The following is a 21124-nucleotide window of genomic DNA, read 5'->3' on the forward strand; positions in this document are numbered from 1 at the left end:
CCGCTATTAGCTAAGTGGGAACCCCTTTTATTTCCTGTTATTTTTTTAGAGCAATTCTCCATAATAACAGTTAAAGAGGTGAATCCGATGACAGATAACAATGTTGGGTTTGGAGTTAGCGGAGGCGAAGAGACGAGAAAAAAATCTACTGTTTCTAGTGAAACTCCTATATCTAGTGATGTACAACAAAATCAGAAACAAGATAACTACGAAAAGCTTAGCCACCAACTAAATTCATTATCTGATGATGAATTTAGAGCAGATCGTGATGAAGATTAAGGGTTTCCTATCAAAAAAGGATATTTAAATTAAATAAAGTATTATGAAAGTAAACTAATTGGATTCCATGGCTTTAACGTGATAGCATTAACTACTGGTACAAACATACCACTTGACTATTTTGACATGCTATTTTGTCAAAGTTCTTAGTTATTTCTTTGATAACTGAGAATCCATTTGTAACCTTTAAGTAGAGATATAAAGGTAATCCTTCACTTTAATAAGTGAAGGATTTTTTTTATCATTTCGTAATGGTTTTGCGATGATTTGGATTAACGGGGATAAAACAGATACATTGTATACAATGTAAACGTCGTCATGTATAATGTAACTTATTCTTAGTTGAAAACTTGAATGAGCAAGGGAGACATACTCGAGATAAGCGGAGGCATACACCAGTGTCTAAGAAAATACATGATTTTAATGATATTATCCGAAAGCTGCGCAAAAAACTTTTTGGAAAAGGTCCAGAACGAATTCATACTGTATTTGTTCAAAATATGGCTATTTCAACTTTGTACGGCAACTTAACGCCAGCTGAACAATTTATCGCGAGAACAACCGAAGGTAAAGAGACGGTACATATGGCAAGAACAAAGCTTATTCAAAACCTTTACGCTTCATCTCCTCCAGAGGGGCTTGAAGACTTGTTAGGAGCTAAGCTGGAGTACTTATTTTCTGATATCAAAGTAGAAGAAGATATCGCTGTTTCTGTGTTTGTGTTTGAAACCAATATTCAGTAGAACAACGTAAAATACATAATTTAATTAAATGAAAGAGAAGTAGGATCTGCTTGTTTTTTATTTGATTTTATTATAGATAATGATGACTGATATACTGTAAAGAAAGTGCAGGATTATTAGGCAGCATTCAAAAACCTTGTGTAAAAGGTGTTTTTGAGTGCTGCCTTTTTTAGTTAAGGAGGAGTTTTATGGCATTTCACAAGCCGGATAAAATGTTAAACATCGCTTTAGAAGCGGGGGTTTCAAAAACGAAGCTATCCCTTTCTTCCATTCTCATGCTTGGGTTTTTAGGAGGCGCGTTTATTGCGCTTGGTTTTTTACTAGATGTACGCGTCATTGGTAATTTACCGGCTGAATGGGGAAGTTTATCGAATCTTTTAGGAGGGGCCGTCTTTCCTGTAGGTCTTATGCTGGTCGTACTTGGGGGAGCGGAGCTTATTACGGGGAATATGATGTCTGTTTCCATTGCCCTGTATGCAAGAAAAATTTCACTTCGTCACTTGTTTCATAACTGGTTTTGGGTCACGCTTGCTAACTTTTTAGGTGCTGTGTTTATTGCATATTTCTTTGGACATATTGTAGGTTTAACAGAAACAGGGCCTTTTTTAGATAAAACGATAGCAATTGCTCAAGTTAAAATTGATGATTCGTTTTTTAAAACGCTTATTTCTGCTGTGGGCTGCAACTGGCTTGTATGTTTAGCTATTTGGCTTTCATACGGCGCTGACGATGTTACGGGGAAAATTCTTGGTATTTGGTTTCCGATTATGGCATTTGTTGCGATTGGCTTTCAGCACGTTGTAGCCAATATGTTTATTATTCCCGCCGCTATTTTTGCAGGTCACTTTACATGGATTGATTTTATTGCAAATATTATCCCTACCTTTATTGGAAATATGATAGGAGGAGCTGTATTTGTAGGCCTTATTTATTTTTCTTCTTATCAACGGAAACAAAAAGAACAATTAAAAAAAGCTTCTTAAGCGGTTTTATCAGTTGTCATAAAAAAAAAGCAGTCTCTTAGTAAAGAGGCTGCTTTTTTGATAATGAAAGGTGAAAAAATGTACTTTTAACAATTTATGTATGATAACATATAAAACAATTAAGGTTCGGTAAAGGGTCAAGTTCGTTTTTTATTCCCATAATAATATTATGGTTAACTAGATGGTAGAGAATACATTGGCAAGGGAGAGAAAGAAAGAGTGAATATTGGTATAGGATTGATTCTGCTATCTGTCGCACTACTATTTCTTATATCAGGAATGTTTTTACGCAAAAAGAGAAAAAAGGTATGTAGCAACAGTTTGTTAATCGCAGGAACATTGATTTTATCAGCAGGTCTATTATTAATCACTGGTGTATATGATCCGTATGCAAATCATATTTAATAGCGTATTAAAGGAGAGTGAAAAAATTGAAGTTCATGTTTGCTGTTTTATTGATTATATTTGGCAGCATTTTAGTTGGGTTGACCAGTAACAGTCTAGGCGCGACAGGTAATAACATCATGCATTTATCTGGAATTGGGTGCTTTATAGCAGCTATTTTTATAGTGAAAGGCAAAAAAGATATTAAACGCCGTACAAAAAGGGAATGCGATGTTTAATCACGCATTCTTTTTTGGTGTGAGCAGTTCTAGGCCTTTGTCGTCCACTTTTTCTTAAGATTATTATAAAATAGAAAGTAACAGCTATACATGCAGCAGTAAGGTGGTATTTAATATAATGAAACAATCTAGCAAAACGATCGGTATCGTAGCGCATGTCGATGCAGGAAAGACAACGTTTTCCGAACAGCTTCTTTATCATACCAAAAGTATTAAACAACGAGGAAGAGTCGACCACAAAGATTCCTTTCTTGATACCCATACGATTGAAAAAGAACGAGGAATTACGGTATTTGCCGATCAAGGAACTTTTTCATATAACGGTTCTACTTACTATTTAATTGATACGCCTGGCCACGTCGATTTTTCACCTGAAATGGAACGTTCTATTCAAGTGATGGACTATGCAATTGTTATCTTAAGTGCAGTAGAAGGAGTCGAAGGCCATACAGAAACCGTTTGGCAGCTGCTTCAAAAACATCGTGTGCCCGTATTCTTTTTCATCAATAAAATCGATCGTGTAGGAGCAAATCCTGAACGTGTTATAAACGATATTAAACATAACTTAACCCCCGATGTTTTTGACATAACGTCAGAGCTTATAGATGGCTCGTTAAGTGAGGAACTTATTGAATTTATAGCTGAAAAAGATGAAGAGCTTTTAGATGCATTTATGGAAGGCAAGAATGATCAAGCTTATTGGAAAGCAGCTATGCAAAAGCTTATTCAAACCAATCAGCTTTTCCCGTGTGCTTGTGGTTCAGCTTTACAAGATATCGGCATTGAAAGTTTTTTAGAGAAGCTCGATTTGCTAACAGAAACTCGCTACTCGAAGGAAGAAGCATTTTCAGGTCGTGTATATAAAATTCGGCACGATGAAAACGGCATGCGCATCACGTTTATCAAAGCTCTAAGCGGGACAATGCAGGTGCGTGATGAAGTGGCTTATGAAAAAAACGGAGAGCTATACGAAGAAAAAATCACTCGAATTCGTGCTTATAACGGAAGTACATTTGAAAACGTAAATGAAGGTTCAGCTGGCGAACTTTTTGCGGTTACAGGGTTGTCTTCAGCATCGATTGGAGACGGTCTTGGAACATTAAAAGAAGGCCGCTCCTACGAACTTTTGCCTACGTTAAAATCAAAAGTTGTTTTTGAGCCTTCTGTTCATCCAAAAGAAGGAATTAAACTTTTTCAATTATTAGATGCTGAAGACCCTTCTTTACATGTGACGTGGGAAGAAAGGACTCAAGAGCTTCATATTCATGTGATGGGAGCAATTCAGCTAGAAGTTCTCGAAAAACTGATAAAAGAACGTTTTAATATAAACGTACAGTTTGAAGAACCAGAAATTTTGTACAAAGAATCCATTCAAAATACAGTGATGGGATACGGGCATTTTGAACCGTTGAAACACTATGCAGAAGTTCATTTGAAAATAGAAGCAGCGGAACGAAACAGCGGAATTACTTTTGAAAATGCTTGTCACGCCGACGATTTATCCGTGGGGTATCAAAATCTAGTCCGTCAGCATATATTTGAAAAGCCGCATCATGGTTTGTTAACGGGTTCACCTATTACTGATATAAAAGTGACATTATGTACTGGACGAGCTCACAACAAGCATACAAGCGGAGGAGATTTTAGAGAAGCAACGTACCGTGCACTGCGACAAGGGTTAGAAAAAGCAGAAAATATTGTGCTAGAACCGTATTATGATTTCAAAATTAAAGTAGATATTGATCAAATGGGGAGGGTATTAGCGGATGTTCAAAGTGCAAACGGTCGCTTTGATTCCCCTGAAACAACCGGAAACAAAGCGATTATTACAGGCAAAGTTCCTGTTGCTACTTTTATGACCTACGGTTCGACGCTAGCATCTTTTACGCATGGAAAAGGAGCGATGTCTCTGTTATTCGGAGGGTATGAACGCTGTCATAATGAAGCAGAAGTGATTGAACAAATCCGCTACAATAAAGAGGCGGATCCCGAATACAGCTCATCATCCGTCTTTTGCGCCAAAGGACAGGGCTATACGGTTTCTTGGAAGGAAGCAGAGGAAAAAATGCACTGTTTATAAAAAGCACTGTAGCGATTGCTACAGTGCTTTTTTCGTAGCAATCTTTGCAATCTTTCAACAGCTGTTTTCTCCATACCTTTACAATAAAAACCACATTATAGTATAGTTTACTTATATTTCTAAAAAAGAGGTGACAGAAACGTGGATGCTACTGTTAATACAACTAAAAGCGGTATAATAGGTGGGATTCTTGGAGGAATTTCACTTTTATACGTCATTATTAATACTTTATTGATCCTTAACTTTTTTATAGGACTTATTGCGGCTGAAAAGCTTCAAGGACTGCCTATTATCGCACCTATCTTTTTAGTTCCGCTCATGATTGTTCCTGCAATTATTGGGTTTTTTATAAAAAAAGACAAGCTCTGTCTATGGGCGATTATTTTAAATATCATCTTGTTTCTTGTACCAATTGGCTACCATGTTATCGGTACATTAGTATTTGGCCCTTAATTAAAAAAACGAACAAACTTCAATATAAAGTTTGTTCGTTTTTTTATATCATATAACCTTCTATAACCACTATTGAGCGGGAGCAGTAGCTGTACTGCTGTTTTCGTCTTTCACCATCATCCTTACGCCTTGTACAACCGCAATTCCTTCCCACTTATCAAGATCAGGTTCGAGAAATTCTAAAGCAAACGTGTGGGGACGTAATGACAGAAAGGAAGAGAGTGTGCGGACTTGAATAATAGGAACGCCGGAACGCAAAACGTCGAATTTGCGATCTGTTATATTCCCAGTAATTTCATATGTATCGCCATCGTTTCTGATATAAAGATACTTCTTTTTAAAAAAAGTAAATTTTCGCTGAATCATGCCAACTTCATTTCCGTGGGAATCAGAAATAATCAGCTTCGGCATAAGGGCAAACATTTTAGATTTACCTGTAAATATAATTTCTTCGTCCTTTAAAATCTCAAATTTATTAGCAATAGATAACTTATATGCGACATTTCCAATAACGTCTTGTGATTCATTATAGATAGGAGATTCACCTAACTCGAAAAACTTATCTTGCAAGATAATCCCTTGTTTCTCCATTTAAAAACCTCCTTTTACAATATATTACCATATTTTACACCTTTTGAGTTTGGTAAGACCGTTTTCATGGGTATTATTAAATAAAGTTCATCCTTACGTGCTACGGATAATGAGAAGAATGAAAATAGGTTTCAAAGCTCATAATGTGTAAAGGAGACCTGCTTGTTACAACACCAGGTGGAACGTAAAGTAATTTGTTAGATATACATAAGGAGATGATACTTTATGCCTCAATGGCACCCGCATCGTGAACAAAAAAATTTACCTGATGAATTTCCTGTTAATCCGCTTTTTTCTCGACAAGGAGAAGTGACGATTCCAAGGCTGCGTATCAGTGATCAAGGTATGCTTCCAGAAACAGCTTATCAAATCATTCATGATGAAATTGCTTTAGACGGAAATGCCCGTTTAAATTTAGCTACGTTTGTTACTACGTGGATGGAACCTGATGCAAAGCGTTTGTACGGAGAGTCTTTTGATAAAAATATGATTGATAAAGACGAGTATCCGCAGACAGCGGCTATTGAAGAGAGATGCGTACGTATTTTAGCGGACCTTTGGAATTCACCTAATCCTGATACAACGATGGGCGTTTCTACTACAGGCTCATCTGAAGCATGTATGCTTGGCGGACTGGCTTTAAAAAGACGCTGGCAGAAACTGCGTAAAAGTAAAGGGCTATCAACGGACCGCCCGAACATTGTATTTAGTTCATCCGTTCAAGTAGTATGGGAGAAGTTCGCAAACTATTGGGACGTAGAACCTCGTTATGTGAACATTAATCCAGATCATCCTTATTTAGATGCAGAAGGCGTCATTAATGCGGTTGACGAAAATACAATTGGCGTCGTACCGATTCTTGGAGTGACGTATACAGGAGTTTACGAACCAATTGCTGCTATCGCAAAAGCATTAGATGAGTTACAAGAAAAAACAGGGTTGGATATACCTATCCATGTAGACGCTGCTTCTGGAGGTTTTATCGCTCCATTTCTTCAACCAGACCTTATCTGGGATTTCCGCTTGCCGCGAGTAAAGTCCATTAACGTATCAGGACACAAGTATGGTTTAGTTTACCCTGGTTTAGGGTGGGTGATTTGGAGAGAAAAAGAAGACTTGCCTGAAGATCTTATTTTCCGCGTTTCTTATTTAGGAGGCAACATGCCGACTTTTGCGCTCAACTTCTCTAGACCAGGAGCACAAGTTCTTTTACAGTACTACAATTTCTTGCGTTTAGGTAAAGACGGCTATTATGCCGTGCAAAAAACCTCCCAAGAAAACGCGCTGTTTCTCAGCAAAGAAATTGGAGAAATGGAAGCGTTCGAAATTCTTGCTGATGGTTCAGATATCCCGGTTCTTGCTTGGAAACTGAAAGAAGGATATACACCAAACTGGACGCTTTATGATTTGTCTAGACAACTGCGTACGTATGGATGGCAAGTTCCTGCTTATCCACTACCTGCAGACATGGAAGAAATAACAATCATGCGCATTGTCGTTAGAAATGGATTTTCAAGGGACCTGGCTCATTTATTTATGGTTAATTTCAAACAAGCCGTTGAATTTCTTAACTCATTGGATAGACCTGTTCTTAAAGACACGAAATACGACAATGGATTTCATCATTAACATTTGTTACGAAAACACAAAGACGTGTTATGAAAAATTGCATGGCTTTGTGTTTTTTTATGCATAAAAAGATAATTTTTTCAAAAAATTCCATAAAAAACACAAGAAAATATTCTTATATTTTCTTAATTTTGGTATAATAACCCCTAAGGTTTTATAGTTCTTTAGAATTATATAAAACCTAAAAAAAGATAAAAAAAAGGGATAATAGTCTATGAAAATGTTGAAAGTTGCTTTGGGTATTCCGCTGTTAGCTATATTGCTAGCAGCCTGTAGCGAGGAGTCCAGTGAAACTGTATCGCAAAAAGAAGAGCCTACAGAGAAATCAACAGCGGTTCATACGAAAGAAAATGGCAATAAAACGGCTGTAAAAGAATCATCGCCAAATACATTACAAACAAAAGCATCAACCATTAAAAAAGCAGTTAATTCTAAAGAGGCTGATCGCGATTACTTATTAAACGTAATGAATGGTTATCAGTATATCCAAGTAGGTGACAATCAGTATATTTACTATGGTATTAATCAAGAGCAAAATGTTTTTTGTATGATGGAAGTTAATTTTGACGCCAGTGGTGATTATGTAGAAAACATCAATTTTGTTGATAATGCTTCAGAAGAACAAATTGCTTTGCTTCAAAACCAAATACAAGAACAACAAAAGCAATTATCAGACCTTGAACAGCAACAAATGGAAAAGGAATTAGATGATTACTATGCGCAGATAGAAGAAGACCGACAAAAAGAAGAAGAGGCGCAGGCCAAAGCTGATGCAGAAGCTGAAGCTCAGGCAGAAGCAGATCGCAAAGCGGAAGAAGAACGTTTAGCAGAAGAAGAGAAGAAACAGCAGGAGGAAGAGGAAGCTCAGGCAAAAGCGGATGAGGAAGAAGTTCAGGCTGATTCAGAAGATGAGGTCCAAACGGAATCGGAATCAGAACCAGAGCAAGAAGAAGATACAGAAGCAATTGAGGAAGAGGAACCAGCCGAACAAACAGTTTCCCAAGAGCAAGCTATCCAGCTAGTTCGTGATCAGCAAGGCATATCTGAAGATTCACCTCTCCTTGTAACATATGATCACGTTGACGATTCAGGAAACTATATTATCCATGTTTATGAAAATGTTGTGGATAATGAAGAAACAGGAGAGGAACATACAGCTACACAAGATTGGTATCAAGTAAGTCCTAGTGATGGGTCCATTACTGATGTTACGGTAGATGGTTACTAATAGAAAGAAAAAAAGAAGCGTTCCTAAAAAGGAATGGCTTCTTTTTTTAAGGTATAATTTTTATTTTATAGGAATCCTCTGAAAAATGGAGCGATGATATAGATGAAATTGAAAGTTGTTACTGCTTTGCTATTAGTAAATATTTTATTAGACTTGGAGGACCACTTTTGCACAAATTAAAATACATTTCGTTATTTATGTTTACTTTTTTATTTTTACAAGGATGCGAAGAAAACTCGAATTCTATGATTCGAAGTGAATCAGCTAGACCTGAAGGAATAAAAGAAGCAAAAAAAGAGAAGGAAAATATGACAGTGGTTTATGATAAAGCAAAATGGCATTATGAGGGAGACTTTCCAGAAGGGTTAGATGATAAACAAGGTTTTGTACATACGGGAATGTATCTGGGGTGGATTATTGAGAACCATTTATATAGCAAAGAATTTAAAGAAGCGGCTGCTAATGAAATCATCAAATTTAAACAAAAGAAAATGACAGGAACTGAAATATACATGAACTGGGATGGTGTATTTGTAAGTGATATGTTAAATGAGGAGGGTAATGCCTTTACAAAATCCTATTTTGACTTTAAAGACGGTGTTTATTTGGATGATTATGAAGAAGTATTTCCTCATGTGAAATCTCTTTACGAAGTGAAAGACACATGGGGAAATTATGAAACGTTAAAACCGAAACTTAATGAGCGTTTTAATAGCTGGAAACATAAAAAAACAACGACCAAGGGGAATACGATGTTTACAATTGACGATTATATTAGTTCCTTAAAAGAAAATCTTCAAAAAAATGAACATGTATTGATTGCAAACATAAAAGAGATACAGACTTTTCATTATTATGAAGGAATTGATTTGCTGGACTTTGAGATTTTTATGCAACCGTTTGATTTGTCTATTATGATGTTTTCTATGGATGATGAAGCGAATGAAGGTTTTTATGAAGGAAATGACAGAAAGATTTTTTCAGGTAGTCATCCTTTATTTGACGAGACTCAATACTATGATCTTCCTGCTGAAAACTCGGACGCTTTTTGGGAGTTTTATGAGCAAAATGAAGAATCCATCTCTGCTGCTGAAGAAGAAACTATTGTAAGGTGGTTTGTTTCCTGCTGGAATAAAGCGGGTGGCAAAAGCTTTGAATTGCCTGTCTATTTAGACTTCCATGATGATATAAAATCTTTTGATTTACATAAGAACAAGTGGATAGATAGTGAAGAAAAGTGGGCTGAGTAAAAGTAGATTTACATACCCACTAAACCTAAGTGAAAATAAATAAGGTCAAAGCAAGCGGGAAGTTTTATTCATTTCTAATTTTAAAGTTTGTTTTCCGCTTTCTTATAATATAAGGGGTGACTAGCTTTGAGAATTGTAGAGACGACTATTTTTACCATCGAACCTGATGATAATTGTTTAAATATCATTGATGCAGATTACAAAGATGAATATGGACTGGTCTTAGTTCAAAAACGCCATAATAGATTCGAATTGTCTGTAAACGGTACTACTCTTTATCCACGTTTAAAAATAAACTATCCTTTTGTCAGATGGATTGATTATAAGCATTTTTTGATAATGAATCCTAGAACTAAGGGAGAAAAGCACAATTTGTTTATTATGAATATCGATGGAGAAGTCATACGGTCATTCTATTGTGGAGATGCTGTGCAAGACGTAGCGGTTAGTAAAGAAGGAATATGGTGCAGCTATTTCGACGAAGGCGTTTTTGGTGAAGGGATATCAACAGAAGGGTTAGTATTATTTGATAATACAGGTTCCCCAACTTTTCAATATCACACTCATTTACCAGATGCTCCATCCATTGCAGATTGTTATGCAATTTGCAGAGGTAAAAATACGACACTTTGGTTATATCCATATACAGATTTTGAGTTAATTGAAGTAAATCCCGAGAAGAATTCTTTTATTGCACATCAAACTCCTGAAACGTTACATGGATCACAAGCAATAAGTATTAGAGGAGAATATAGCTATTTTTACAGCCCATACAACAAGGAAGGAACTTTATACAGTTGGAAAGCAGAAGACAGTGGTGCTAAAAAAATAGGTAAGTTAAGCGGAACCCTTAGAGGACTAGATACAAGGCAAAAAGCTCATTTTATAGGGATTGAGGAAAAGAGCATAAAAGTTTACACCATCATCAACCCGAAAGAGTATTAAAACATAAAATTCGACTTACACAGATGCGTTTATTCAAGGGTTAGAATCTATTTTAACTCAGTATCCAATTAAAGAAATTTAAATTATATAAATCAAAGAGGTAATGTATTTTATGAAAAGTTGGTTCAAAAAACATTCTACTAATAAAAAACATGAGGATAGCAATACATATTGGCAATTAGATAATGTTTATGAAAGAAACAAAGAATCTCCTTATACATTTTACAAGCCAAGAAAAGCGGTGACGGATAAATTAAAAGCGGGAGACCTGGTGAAGTTAGTTTTCTTTAGTGATTCAGATACAGCTGGTTCCAAAGGAGAAACAAAGAGAACTTTGTTGGAAAGCTTGATAATGAACCTTATCATTTAAAGGGCTTAAAACTTGGTCAAATCCTGCATTTTGGCACTGAACATATTTGTGATACTGAATATGAAGACGATGACGCTGCAAAGATGGACTATTACTTTAATACCCTCGTAACAGTTAGCAATGATGTTTTAGAAAGAAACGAGTTTAATTTTCTGTTAAAAGATAAACCAAATGAACCAAATGATTCAGGATGGGTTATCTTTATCGGATACGAAGACGATGAATTTACTAGTAATCCAAATAATTTTCAAATTGTAGCTCTAGGAGTTGCTTTAAATGTTGATGACTCAATTTTAGCTTTTATAAATAAATCACCGCTATGTGCTTACGAAAGAAATGAGTTTGGGAAATTTGATAGAATTCATGACTACGATTGGGAAACATACCTTAGTGAGTGAAAGCTTGCAACTAGTAACTTGAAAAGTTTGTATGACAAGCGAACGGAGGGGAAGAAGTTGTTCTTTTTCCCTTTCTTTGCGCTTCTACATCAAATATAGCTACTTGAAACTCGGGATACAAAATTGTAAAGTTCTAGGATAAACCATAAGGAGTTACTTGATTACATATAAAATGATACGTACTGGCGTATTCAGGCGATTGTGATTAAGTGAGCGGTCATTTTAACCATTTCTAAGATATAATCTATAGCTTGTACTATTTCACATTTGACTTTAAAAGCATCATTCAGTCGATTTTTAAGAGTTCTGTTTACAGCTCCAAATTAAAATCATGAGAGTAAAACCAGCTGACTTGAAAACAAATCTACACACTTTAAAGAAAAAGCAAAAGGTGATAGACATTCCAAGGTTCTAAGAGCAAGGGAGACCTTAACGATTTTATTTCTTTTTCTAGTTTACATAATATATATTCTAGGAACCAATAGGTAAAACACGAATTCTGTCTCATAAACAAAGTATACTTATAATAGTGAGACATAATTTAAAAATGAGATAGGGTTTGTATTTATATGATTTAACTCACTAAACTAATTATCAGCAATATTTGTTCAATTAGAACAAATATTGCTGATATGATTTTATAGAATGCATATTGATTTCACCAGATTGTTTTTAAGTTTGATCAGTTCGATTTATATTTATAGATTTTGAAAACAAATGAGTTTACTTGTAGGATTTAGATTTTATACTTATTTATTTTTTCTCATCGTATTCTCAATGAACTCTTTGCAAATTGATAAAATCTGTTTACGTTTAATCTTTTAAGGATTTATTTGCTACAGAACGTATATTTTTCATTTAGTACATATGTTTGCATTAAATGGATTTTTATTCATTTATAAAAGTGAAAACCTCGTATTACCTGTAATAAAATACACTAATTAGTATTTTTATTCCGTCTGATTTCTTGTTAAAATCACTAAAAACCCCTTTCTTATCAGCTTTTTAGTGATTTTAGTTGTAGTTTCCTTTTTCATCGGGTATAATATTAAACAAATAGATGACGGTATAAATTGGATGTCATTATCCAGTTTTAAAGGAGCGATACTCATGAACATTACAATTTATTATGGAAATCATGAAGATAAAACAATTCATACAATGGATTGTCACGTAGATATCGATTTAGATGATGAAGATATGGTAGCTTTAACAGAAGCTCGTTAATGAATATATAAAAGGCTGTGGATGCTTTTCATCTGCAGCCTTTTATTTTTTGCTCCCCCTCTCCTCTTTAATTTCTACTAACCGCTACGTTTTACAAACCTTAGTTACTTTTATTATAAAATTTCAAATTCTCCGTTAACTTCTCTTTACTTTTCGACACATTTTTTGTATCATTAGATAAGAACGTATGTTCGTTTTATTTTTATCGTATTGATGATCACAAGGAGTGTTTTTGAATGACGGTACGAAAAAGAAAGAAGCTCCCTCCTACCCTATCCAATACAGGCTTTATTGGAGCAACGTTTGCTGATACAAATGAATTAGCACGCAATGAATATCACTTTCCTCGTAAGCAAATGAAAATTACCCATCATGTCTTAGATGCCTTGCTTCAAGGGGCAACGCACTTATTTCAACAGCATAAAGTTGAAGCCGCTATCTCATGCGTGTACCTTCCTAAGTACAAGAAGATTGGTTTAGTCCTTTCTAAACAGCCTTTTGGCCGCAATGAAGGCATTGGGTATTTTATTAATTACTTAAAGGAAATCGGACATATTGAGTGGGATGAAAAAACGAAAGACTACGAAATACATAATACGAGTTTTATCGGCGTGGTATTTGCAGATCTAGAAAAAATTGCTAAGTTCACCTTCGACTTTGAGCTGGAATTGCTGTCGAAATTCGTTAAAGATTTAATTATTCCTGCCAAAGAGCTGTTCTTGCAGCATAATGTAAAAGCGTATCTCTCCGGCGTTGAAAATGAAGATCAGCATAAAGTAGGGTTTGTTTTATCGATCAAGCCTTATGATGAACGTAAGGAAGCAGACTTATATTTTGTGGAGTATTTAAAAGAACGTGGTTTATACGAAGAGGACGAGTCTGAAGAAGAGCTAGTACCTATTCATACAAAATGGAGCTTATTTAAATAACATACGTTATACCCGCTGTCTTAATACTTAATAAGATAAGCGGGTCTTTTTTTGCTTTTTACTAAAACTCAAAACAAATTAGTAGCAAGTACTAATAGTTAGTAATATAATAATAGTAATGATAAAAAATCATTGATATCTATAATATAAGGAGTCGTTTTTATGATTCAACTAAAAGATTTAGTTCCAAGTGAACATTACAACTTAACAGAGGAAATTGAAAAACATGCATCCGATCAGCTTGCGTTAAAGTGGCAGGACGCTGACGGTGCGCGTGAGGAAATTACATATAACCAGCTGTTAGCAAAAGCCAATAAAGTGGCAAACGGGTTAACAGAGCTAGGTTTAACAAAAGGCGATCATGTCTTGGTTATTGCACCTCGCCTTATTGAATCGTACGCTATTTACTTAGCATGCTTAAAAGCAGGTATTATTGTAATTCCTTCTTCAGAACTATTACGCGCAAAAGATATCCAATATCGTTTACATCACGCTGAAGCAAAAGCGATTATTTCTTACCATCCTTTCTGCAATGAGATCGATAAGATTGAAAACTTCCCTACTTCTCTACAACATAAAATTACGTTTGGTGCTGATGTTACGTCATGGACGCGCTTAGAGTCACTTACAGCGGCTGCATCAGAACAGTTCCAAGCAGCTAAAACAACTAAGGATGATACGGCATTCCTTCCTTATACATCTGGTACAACAGGACAGCCAAAAGGCGTTGTTCATACTCATGGATGGGCTTATGCTCACCTTCGTATCGCAGCTGCTGAATGGTTAGATATTAAAAAAGGCGATACGGTCTGGGCAACAGCAGGTCCTGGTTGGCAAAAATGGATTTGGACTCCGTTTTTATCTGTACTTGGACAAGGTGCAACAGGCATTATCTATAACGGACGTTTTGAACCTAAAAAGTTTTTAGAAATTTTACAGGATGAAAAAGTAAACGTACTGTGCTGCACGCCAACAGAGTACCGCTTTATGGCTAAAATTGATGAGCTTGAACGTTTTGACCTGTCTCACCTTCATAGCGCTGTATCTGCCGGAGAACCGTTAAATGAAGAAGTGATTAATGTGTTTAAAAAATATTTTAATATCCAAGTACGTGATGGATACGGTCAAACAGAGAATACTCTTTTAATCGGTACATTAAAAGGTGTAAAAACAAAGATTGGTTCAATGGGTAAACCGATGCTTGAAGGGTTTGTAGAAATCATTAATGAAGACGGCGAACCTTGTAAGCCTGGAGAAGTTGGGGACATTGCCGTTCGTAGAGACCTCCCTTCTCTTTTCAAGCACTACTATAAAGACATGGAGCGCACTGAGAAAACGTATAAAGGAAACTACTATTTAACAGGTGACCGCGCTTCTAAAGATAAAGATAACTATTACTGGTTCCAAGGACGCGGAGATGATATCATTATCAGTTCCGGCTATACAATTGGGCCATTTGAAGTTGAAGATGCATTAATTAAGCATCCAGCGGTGAAAGAATGTGCCGTTATAGCTAGCCCAGATGCTGATCGCGGCCATGTTGTAAAAGCGTATGTTGTTCTTGTCGATCATGTAAAAACAACAGATACAGGTTTTATTAAAGAGCTGCAAAATCATGTAAAGGCTCTAACTGCACCTTACAAGTATCCTCGCGTAATTGAATTTATTGATGAATTGCCAAAAACTAATTCAGGTAAAATTCGACGTGTGGAACTTCGTGAACGCGAGCAACAAAAAGCATAATAAATGAAAAAAAGACGTATCTGTTAGGATACGTCTTTTTTTATTAGATAGCACGCTGTGAAGTACGAACATCCACCGTTAAAACACCGGTATTTACGTTTGCGTACGCTTTAATGATGACAGGGTAATCTTTGTTGTTTGTAAACTTAAAATCAGGTCCTCCCCACGATACAGTTGCATCTCTTCCTGCTGGTACATAACCTACATGTTTTGAATGGTGAGATCTAGCTGTCACTTGAAGACCAGCGCCGTCAATAGCATTAAATAGCGTAGAAGATGTTTGGCAGATCCCTCCGCCAATTCCCATCACCAGCTGTTTGTTGATGATTTCAGGAGCAGGCTGATAGCCTCTTTCTGCTGTGCGCTCCCCAACTGTTTGATTATAAGAAAATGAATCTCCAGGACCTAATACAACGTTGTTAATCGCTTCTGCGGATAGCTGAACATTTCTGTTTCGACTTGTATCACTTGGACGAAAACGTGTAGAATAGGAAGCTAACGATACATCAGCGATCCCTTGAGCAGATGCTGCCGTTACATTTGGAGCGGTTTCGTAAATCGGAACCTTCACATCCAATTGTTTCGCATTTAAGTTCTGTAGATTTTTAACAAGCTCTGCTTCTTTTAAAATGATTTGTTTGGAACCGCCGGTTAACGATCCATTTGCATCCATTTTTATGTTTTGCATAGGCGTGTCGATCCCTTTTGCCAGCTCAGACGCTAAATGCTTAATTTCTTGGTCGTATACGTCTTTATCCTTGTAATGAACCGGCTTGAATTCTTTCATTACTTTTCCTGTGCGGGAATCTTTCAGCTGATACGTCAGGTCTTCGACTTTAAGGACTGGTTTTTTCTTTTTCTCAGTCTTTTTTTCTGCTTTTTTCGCTGCTTGTTTTTGTTCTATCGCGGCTGTTTGCTTTGCAGAATGATTGGTATACATGCTGTACGCAATAAACGCACTAACAATTGTCGCGCCAAGCAAAAGCGCCCCTAAGACTTTCTTCATGTAATTGAATCCCCCCATATCTCGGCTTTACCTCAATATGTTTTTTCTATAAAAATATGTATACATTCATTTTATACAAACATCTTGTAAAAGACGATCTGCCAAAGTGAACAATCACCATTTTTTATATTTTTTTCTTTGTTCAACACATGAGGTAAAGCCGAATGATGTTCATAGACCCCATTTTTTCTTATGAACTCAATAGAAAACAAATGTTGTATGCGTTTCCTGTTATTACTATTCTTATATATAATAGCACGAAAACAAGGATTTTTTAACGAATTATGGTAATTATTTTAAAATTTTTCTGACAATTTCCGCAGTGTTGTTCATTTTTCTATGGGCATTATACATGGTATAATGGTAAAAATGGAATTTGTTTTATGAGGAGGATTTACGCTTGACTGAACGTTATAGCAAAGAAGAGATTAGTCATCAGCTAGAAAGTATAGATCATGTAAAAGAAGCTCTTTTAAAATATAAAAACACCGTAATCGGTGAGAAATATGATTTGCTTCCCTACCATTTAACTTCAACAAAAGAGGCAATCTTAAAGACCATTCACGATAAAAAAAGCTGTATTGTTAGCGATATCACAAAAGTACTTGGGCTCTCACCTGGTGCTATCACCATTGTATTAAATCAATTAGAAGATGATGAGCTTGTGAATCGTATTTATAAAAAGCAAAACCGCCGAAGCGTGTGGGTAGAGTTGACGGAAAAAGGCGAAAAAGTTGTCGAAATATTGCAAGCTACTCGTGTCGATTTTTGGTCAGATTTACTTTCACACTTATCAGAAGAAGAAAGAGATCAATACTTTCACATTATGAAAAAAATATCTCAAAAATTACAGCAATAAATATAAAAAAAGCGGCTATAAAGGCCGCTTTTTTTATTATGCGTGTGCTAAGGCTTGTTTTTTCACTTCGTTTTTCAACACTTTTCCTACGCTGTTTTTAGGAAGTGATGAAACAAATACAACAGTTGGTACTTTATATGGTGCTAATCGTTCTTTACAGAAGTTCACTACATCTTCTTCAGTTAAAGCAGATGCTTCTTGTTTAACAACAAATGCATATGGAACTTCGCCGTACACATCATCAGGCATGCCGACAACTGTCGCTTCTAACACCCCATCTGCTGCTAGGACAACTTCTTCTACTTGATCTGGGTAGATGTTGTCTCCTCCATATACAATTACATCTTTATAGCGTCCTTCAATGTAAAGAAATCCGTCCTCATCTAATCGACCTGCATCGCCCATCGCTAACCAGCCATCTTGTAAGACAGCGTTTGTTGCTTCTTCGTTTTGCCAGTAGCCTTTAAATAGATAAGGGCTTCGTACAAGTACTTCACCTTTTTCTCCAGTTGGAACTTCTTGACGTGTTTGGGGGTCTACAATTTTAACTTCCACATGTGGAGCAGGTTTTCCAGCAGAGCTTACTTTCTTCCATCCCATTTGAGGATGCCATGAACTGATAATCCAAGCTTCTGTGCTTCCGTACCCTTGAGCTAAAATCATTCCGTTACGATCATATTGTTCAATTAAAGACTCTGATACTTTTGTTCCGCCTGACACAGCAAGTTTTAGAGGGAAATCATAGTGATCTCCTTTTTCAAGCTCTTCTACAATGTATTTTAATGCCGGTGGTAGTGCAAACAGCATTTTAATGTTCTCTTTTTCAATTACCTCAATTACTTTAGCTGGATCTGTTTCTTCAGAACATACCATTGTATTTCCTGTGTTGATGCACATAAATAAAATGCTCATCGAACTCATGTGGAAGAATGGATGAACAAACAAGTAGCGCATGCTTTTATCAATATTTGCACGTTCTTCCTGGCCGCCAGAATTTAAAAAGGCACTTACTGATCCGTGTGCAATCATACATCCTTTTGACTTACCTGTTGTACCTGATGTGAACATCATCAATGCTAGATCTTCAGGAAGTACTTCAGGAAGTGCTTCTGGTGTGTTTGTGTCATACGCTGAGAATTGAGTTGTAAATTCTTTTGCATCCTCAATTTTTAACGTAAAGCTAAGTTCATCCGTTTGTTCCGCTTTTTCTAATACAGACGTAAATTCGTTGTGGTGGATAATCGCTTTTAACTGTCCGCTCTTAATAATGCTATCCAGTTCATAAGGTGTCATGCTCTTACTTAATGGAACAACGACTGCTCCCACTTGTAAAATCCCCATTGTAACGACTGGGTAAGCAATGCTTGTATGAGCTAAAATACCAATACGATCTCCTTTTTGAATGCCTTTCTCTAAGAAGTAATGAGACAATTGATTTACTTTTTCATAAAATTCATTAAATGTATAACGTTCATTATGTTCAACTAGTGCTTCATGTTGAGGAGAAATCTCTGCACGTTCTGCGACTAAGTATTGTAATGTGTTCATTTTATCCTCTCCCTTGTCCGCTCGGACTAAATATTTCGTTCATGAATATTTTAATGACTAAAACATAATAACAAAAAATTTTTCCGAAGTAAAAGTTTAAAATTATCAAAATGTGTTTATATAGGTTGTATCGGGAAATGTTAAAAGAGATGCTGTTTTTAAGAAGTGTTGTATTACCAAGGGTTTGATAAAATTTTACAAAATTCAAACAGTTCAGACACTGGGTTTAACGAACTATTTTTTTCCTTTTTTTGTTTGTAAATTAGTTTTTATTTCTTGTTTTTCATTTTTTTAATATATTTTCTTACTTTCCCCTTATTCACCGGATTTTGAGCTCATTTATTGAATGAAAACGGTGAATATGAAACAATAATATATAAGCATTTGGATTTGAAAGGAGCAAATTTAGACATGAAAGTTCTTGTAATTGGTGCGAATGGTCAAGTAGGCCAACATATTGTAAACATTTTGAATGAAAGTGATGTGCACACTGTACGTGCGATGGTTCGTAAAGAAGAACAAGCAAAAGAACTTGAGGCAAGAGGTATCGAAACGGCTTTTGCAAGCTTAGAAGGCACTGTACACGAAATTAAGGAAGTGATGAAAGGCTGTGACGCCGTTATCTTTAGCGCAGGATCAGGCGGAAATACAGGCCATGATAAGACACTTTTAATTGATTTAGACGGTGCGGTAAAATCGATGGAAGCTGCAGAAGATTTAGGTATTAAACGATTTGTCATGGTAAGCGCACTTCAAGCACATCACCGTGAAAACTGGAATACTTCACTAATTCCTTACTATGTAGCCAAACATTATGCAGATAAAATCTTAGAAGCAAGCGGATTAACATATACAATTGTTCGACCAGGCGGATTGTTAAACGAACCAGGAACAGGACGTGTAGATGCTGGGGAGAACAAAGAGCGCGGATCCATTCCCCGCGAAGATGTAGCGCGTGTGGTAGTTGAAACGCTAAGTGAAGATCATACATTCGGACGTTCTTTTGATTTAGTTTCAGGCGATACGCCTATCGCAGAGGCTATTCAATCTATTTAATATAAAAAAAGCAGCGAATCCGTATTCGCTGCTTTTTATTTATCATTTAGTACATGTATTAAATGATAAATCACTTTTGCTGTCAGTCCCCATATGACTCGGTCTTCATAGTAATAAAAATGTTCTTCCATCTCTCTTGTTTGCCAATTATAATTTTCACCACCAATAATCGCGTCATAAGGAAAATTATGTTCGGGTTCTACTCTGAAATGGATATTGTGTATATCAGGTTCGGTACGCTGAAAAAAAGAAAGAGGCACGGTAAATACTTCTGCTACTTCCGAAGGATTCGGTCGAAGTTCAAGCGACTCATCAATAAAACCTACATAAGGATAAATGATTGTTCCAAATTGAGAAACAATATAATCTAAAGCTTGTACTTGCTGAATAGATTCAGGCGTAATCCCTAACTCCTCGGATGTTTCACGGATAGCCGTTTCTTTTTCGTCTGCATCCGTCTTCTCGACACGCCCTCCTGGAAAACAAATTTCTCCGGGCTGTCTTCGTAAATCGAGCGCTCTTACCTCAAATAAAACATGCAGCTCCCCTTGTTTTTCAATAAGCGGAACAAGAATACCGAAGCGAGAAAACTGCTCCATTCCAAGAATTGTCGGTATCCGATTTTCTAACTTAGCTATAATACGGGATGTATCCATACGTCCACTTCCTTTCACAAAATGAATTATCAAAAGAATAGCGAGTTATAAGCTGCGATGTCAACTAACCTGCAAAAGAAAGCTGTTATCTTTAGTATATGAAGAGATCCATTCAATTGACACTACAATTGATAAAAATATATAACATGGATATAAATAAAAACAGATAGCATCGGCTATCTGTCTTTTTGTTTTGTTTTTAACAACCCATAAATAAGTAAAAAGAATGCAACCACACTGATAAGCAATCCTCCTACTTGCTTATCAGTGAGTCCAAAACGAAGCTGAAGCCAAAAGATAACCAAGCAAATCAAAATGACGCTGGTAGCTAAATAAAAGTAAATGCTGTAGAAAAACGGGTTCGTTCTTTTTCGTTTGTAGACAAGTAGTGAGATGCCTATATACGTACCCAATAGTGTGAGTAATACAACAACTTCCGTTAATGTTCTCACCGCATTCTCCCCTCTCCCTTTTTTCTTCTATACCCCGTTTCTTCTTTCATCAAAAGGAAGTTTGACTAAGGTATTT

Annotated in this window: 19 protein-coding genes and 2 pseudogenes; 16 read left to right on the forward strand and 5 right to left on the reverse strand. The window is 36.2% G+C overall.

The window, feature by feature from the left end:
* Positions 1-87 precede the first annotated feature (87 nt).
* From AC0KUU_RS07975 to AC0KUU_RS08005, 7 genes are all read left to right on the forward strand, one after another.
* Complete coding sequence (locus AC0KUU_RS07975) at positions 88-279, forward strand: hypothetical protein (RefSeq protein WP_237074935.1); 192 nt, start codon at positions 88-90, stop codon at positions 277-279.
* Positions 280-677: 398 nt separating this feature from the next.
* Positions 678-1022 carry a Na-translocating system protein MpsC family protein gene (locus tag AC0KUU_RS07980; RefSeq protein ID WP_013057171.1) on the forward strand — a complete coding sequence of 115 codons (345 nt, stop codon included), beginning with the start codon at positions 678-680 and terminating at the stop codon, positions 1020-1022.
* Positions 1023-1210: 188 nt separating this feature from the next.
* A complete protein-coding gene (locus AC0KUU_RS07985; protein WP_237074934.1) occupies positions 1211-2005 on the forward strand; it encodes a formate/nitrite transporter family protein in 795 nt (264 codons plus the stop codon).
* A gap of 219 nt (positions 2006-2224) precedes the next feature.
* Entirely contained in the window at positions 2225-2410 is a 186-nt protein-coding gene (locus tag AC0KUU_RS07990; RefSeq protein WP_162214303.1) for a hypothetical protein, read from the forward strand.
* 35 nt (positions 2411-2445) lie between these two features.
* Positions 2446-2628: a hypothetical protein gene (locus tag AC0KUU_RS07995; protein WP_241771402.1), complete on the forward strand. Its 183-nt coding sequence runs from the start codon at positions 2446-2448 to the stop codon at positions 2626-2628.
* 118 nt (positions 2629-2746) lie between these two features.
* Positions 2747-4708, forward strand: a complete 1962-nt coding sequence (locus AC0KUU_RS08000; RefSeq protein ID WP_322552076.1) for a translation factor GTPase family protein — start codon at positions 2747-2749, stop codon at positions 4706-4708.
* A gap of 141 nt (positions 4709-4849) precedes the next feature.
* On the forward strand, positions 4850-5161 hold the full coding sequence (locus AC0KUU_RS08005) for a hypothetical protein (RefSeq protein WP_043982582.1): 312 nt from the start codon (positions 4850-4852) through the stop codon (positions 5159-5161).
* A gap of 69 nt (positions 5162-5230) precedes the next feature.
* Here the strand turns inward: AC0KUU_RS08005 and AC0KUU_RS08010 are convergent, their stop codons facing one another.
* A complete protein-coding gene (locus tag AC0KUU_RS08010; protein ID WP_043982581.1) occupies positions 5231-5752 on the reverse strand; it encodes an LURP-one-related family protein in 522 nt (173 codons plus the stop codon).
* A gap of 225 nt (positions 5753-5977) precedes the next feature.
* Here AC0KUU_RS08010 and gad point away from each other — a divergent pair, with 225 nt between their 5' ends.
* The 7 genes and pseudogenes from gad (at position 5978) to mbcS (ending at position 15471) form a co-directional block, all read left to right on the forward strand.
* Entirely contained in the window at positions 5978-7381 is a 1404-nt protein-coding gene (gad, locus tag AC0KUU_RS08015; RefSeq protein ID WP_043982579.1) for a glutamate decarboxylase, read from the forward strand.
* 214 nt (positions 7382-7595) lie between these two features.
* A complete protein-coding gene (locus AC0KUU_RS08020) occupies positions 7596-8609 on the forward strand; it encodes a hypothetical protein (RefSeq protein ID WP_322552075.1) in 1014 nt (337 codons plus the stop codon).
* Positions 8610-8917: 308 nt separating this feature from the next.
* Positions 8918-9340 (forward strand): annotated as a pseudogene (locus AC0KUU_RS08025) (DUF7832 domain-containing protein); the annotation flags it as partial.
* Positions 9341-9985: 645 nt separating this feature from the next.
* On the forward strand, positions 9986-10804 hold the full coding sequence (locus AC0KUU_RS08030; RefSeq protein WP_102812759.1) for a TetR family transcriptional regulator: 819 nt from the start codon (positions 9986-9988) through the stop codon (positions 10802-10804).
* A 112-nt stretch (positions 10805-10916) separates the two neighbouring features.
* A pseudogene (locus AC0KUU_RS08035) lies at positions 10917-11572 on the forward strand (immunity protein Imm33 domain-containing protein).
* Positions 11573-13035: 1463 nt separating this feature from the next.
* The gene (locus tag AC0KUU_RS08040) at positions 13036-13728 is read left to right on the forward strand and encodes a hypothetical protein (protein WP_322552074.1); all 693 of its coding nucleotides are present in this window, start codon (positions 13036-13038) and stop codon (positions 13726-13728) included.
* Positions 13729-13890: 162 nt separating this feature from the next.
* The gene (gene mbcS, locus AC0KUU_RS08045; protein ID WP_322552073.1) at positions 13891-15471 is read left to right on the forward strand and encodes an acyl-CoA synthetase MbcS; all 1581 of its coding nucleotides are present in this window, start codon (positions 13891-13893) and stop codon (positions 15469-15471) included.
* Between the two features lie 43 nt (positions 15472-15514).
* Here the strand turns inward: mbcS and AC0KUU_RS08050 are convergent, their stop codons facing one another.
* The gene (locus AC0KUU_RS08050) at positions 15515-16477 is read right to left on the reverse strand and encodes a VanW family protein (RefSeq protein WP_043982574.1); all 963 of its coding nucleotides are present in this window, start codon (positions 16475-16477) and stop codon (positions 15515-15517) included.
* Between the two features lie 400 nt (positions 16478-16877).
* Here AC0KUU_RS08050 and AC0KUU_RS08055 point away from each other — a divergent pair, with 400 nt between their 5' ends.
* Positions 16878-17336: a MarR family winged helix-turn-helix transcriptional regulator gene (locus tag AC0KUU_RS08055; protein WP_013057155.1), complete on the forward strand. Its 459-nt coding sequence runs from the start codon at positions 16878-16880 to the stop codon at positions 17334-17336.
* A gap of 36 nt (positions 17337-17372) precedes the next feature.
* On the opposite strand, the gene AC0KUU_RS08060 is transcribed toward AC0KUU_RS08055, so the two are convergent.
* The gene (locus AC0KUU_RS08060) at positions 17373-18884 is read right to left on the reverse strand and encodes a class I adenylate-forming enzyme family protein (RefSeq protein WP_043982572.1); all 1512 of its coding nucleotides are present in this window, start codon (positions 18882-18884) and stop codon (positions 17373-17375) included.
* 411 nt (positions 18885-19295) lie between these two features.
* Here AC0KUU_RS08060 and AC0KUU_RS08065 point away from each other — a divergent pair, with 411 nt between their 5' ends.
* On the forward strand, positions 19296-19940 hold the full coding sequence (locus AC0KUU_RS08065) for an SDR family oxidoreductase (protein WP_043982571.1): 645 nt from the start codon (positions 19296-19298) through the stop codon (positions 19938-19940).
* 35 nt (positions 19941-19975) lie between these two features.
* Here AC0KUU_RS08065 and AC0KUU_RS08070 read toward each other — a convergent pair whose 3' ends face one another.
* A complete protein-coding gene (locus AC0KUU_RS08070; RefSeq protein ID WP_043982570.1) occupies positions 19976-20596 on the reverse strand; it encodes an NUDIX hydrolase in 621 nt (206 codons plus the stop codon).
* A 176-nt stretch (positions 20597-20772) separates the two neighbouring features.
* Positions 20773-21048: a hypothetical protein gene (locus tag AC0KUU_RS08075; protein ID WP_016764214.1), complete on the reverse strand. Its 276-nt coding sequence runs from the start codon at positions 21046-21048 to the stop codon at positions 20773-20775.
* Positions 21049-21124: the final 76 nt, after the last annotated feature.

It is taken from the genome of Priestia sp. ST2 (assembly GCF_055810735.1).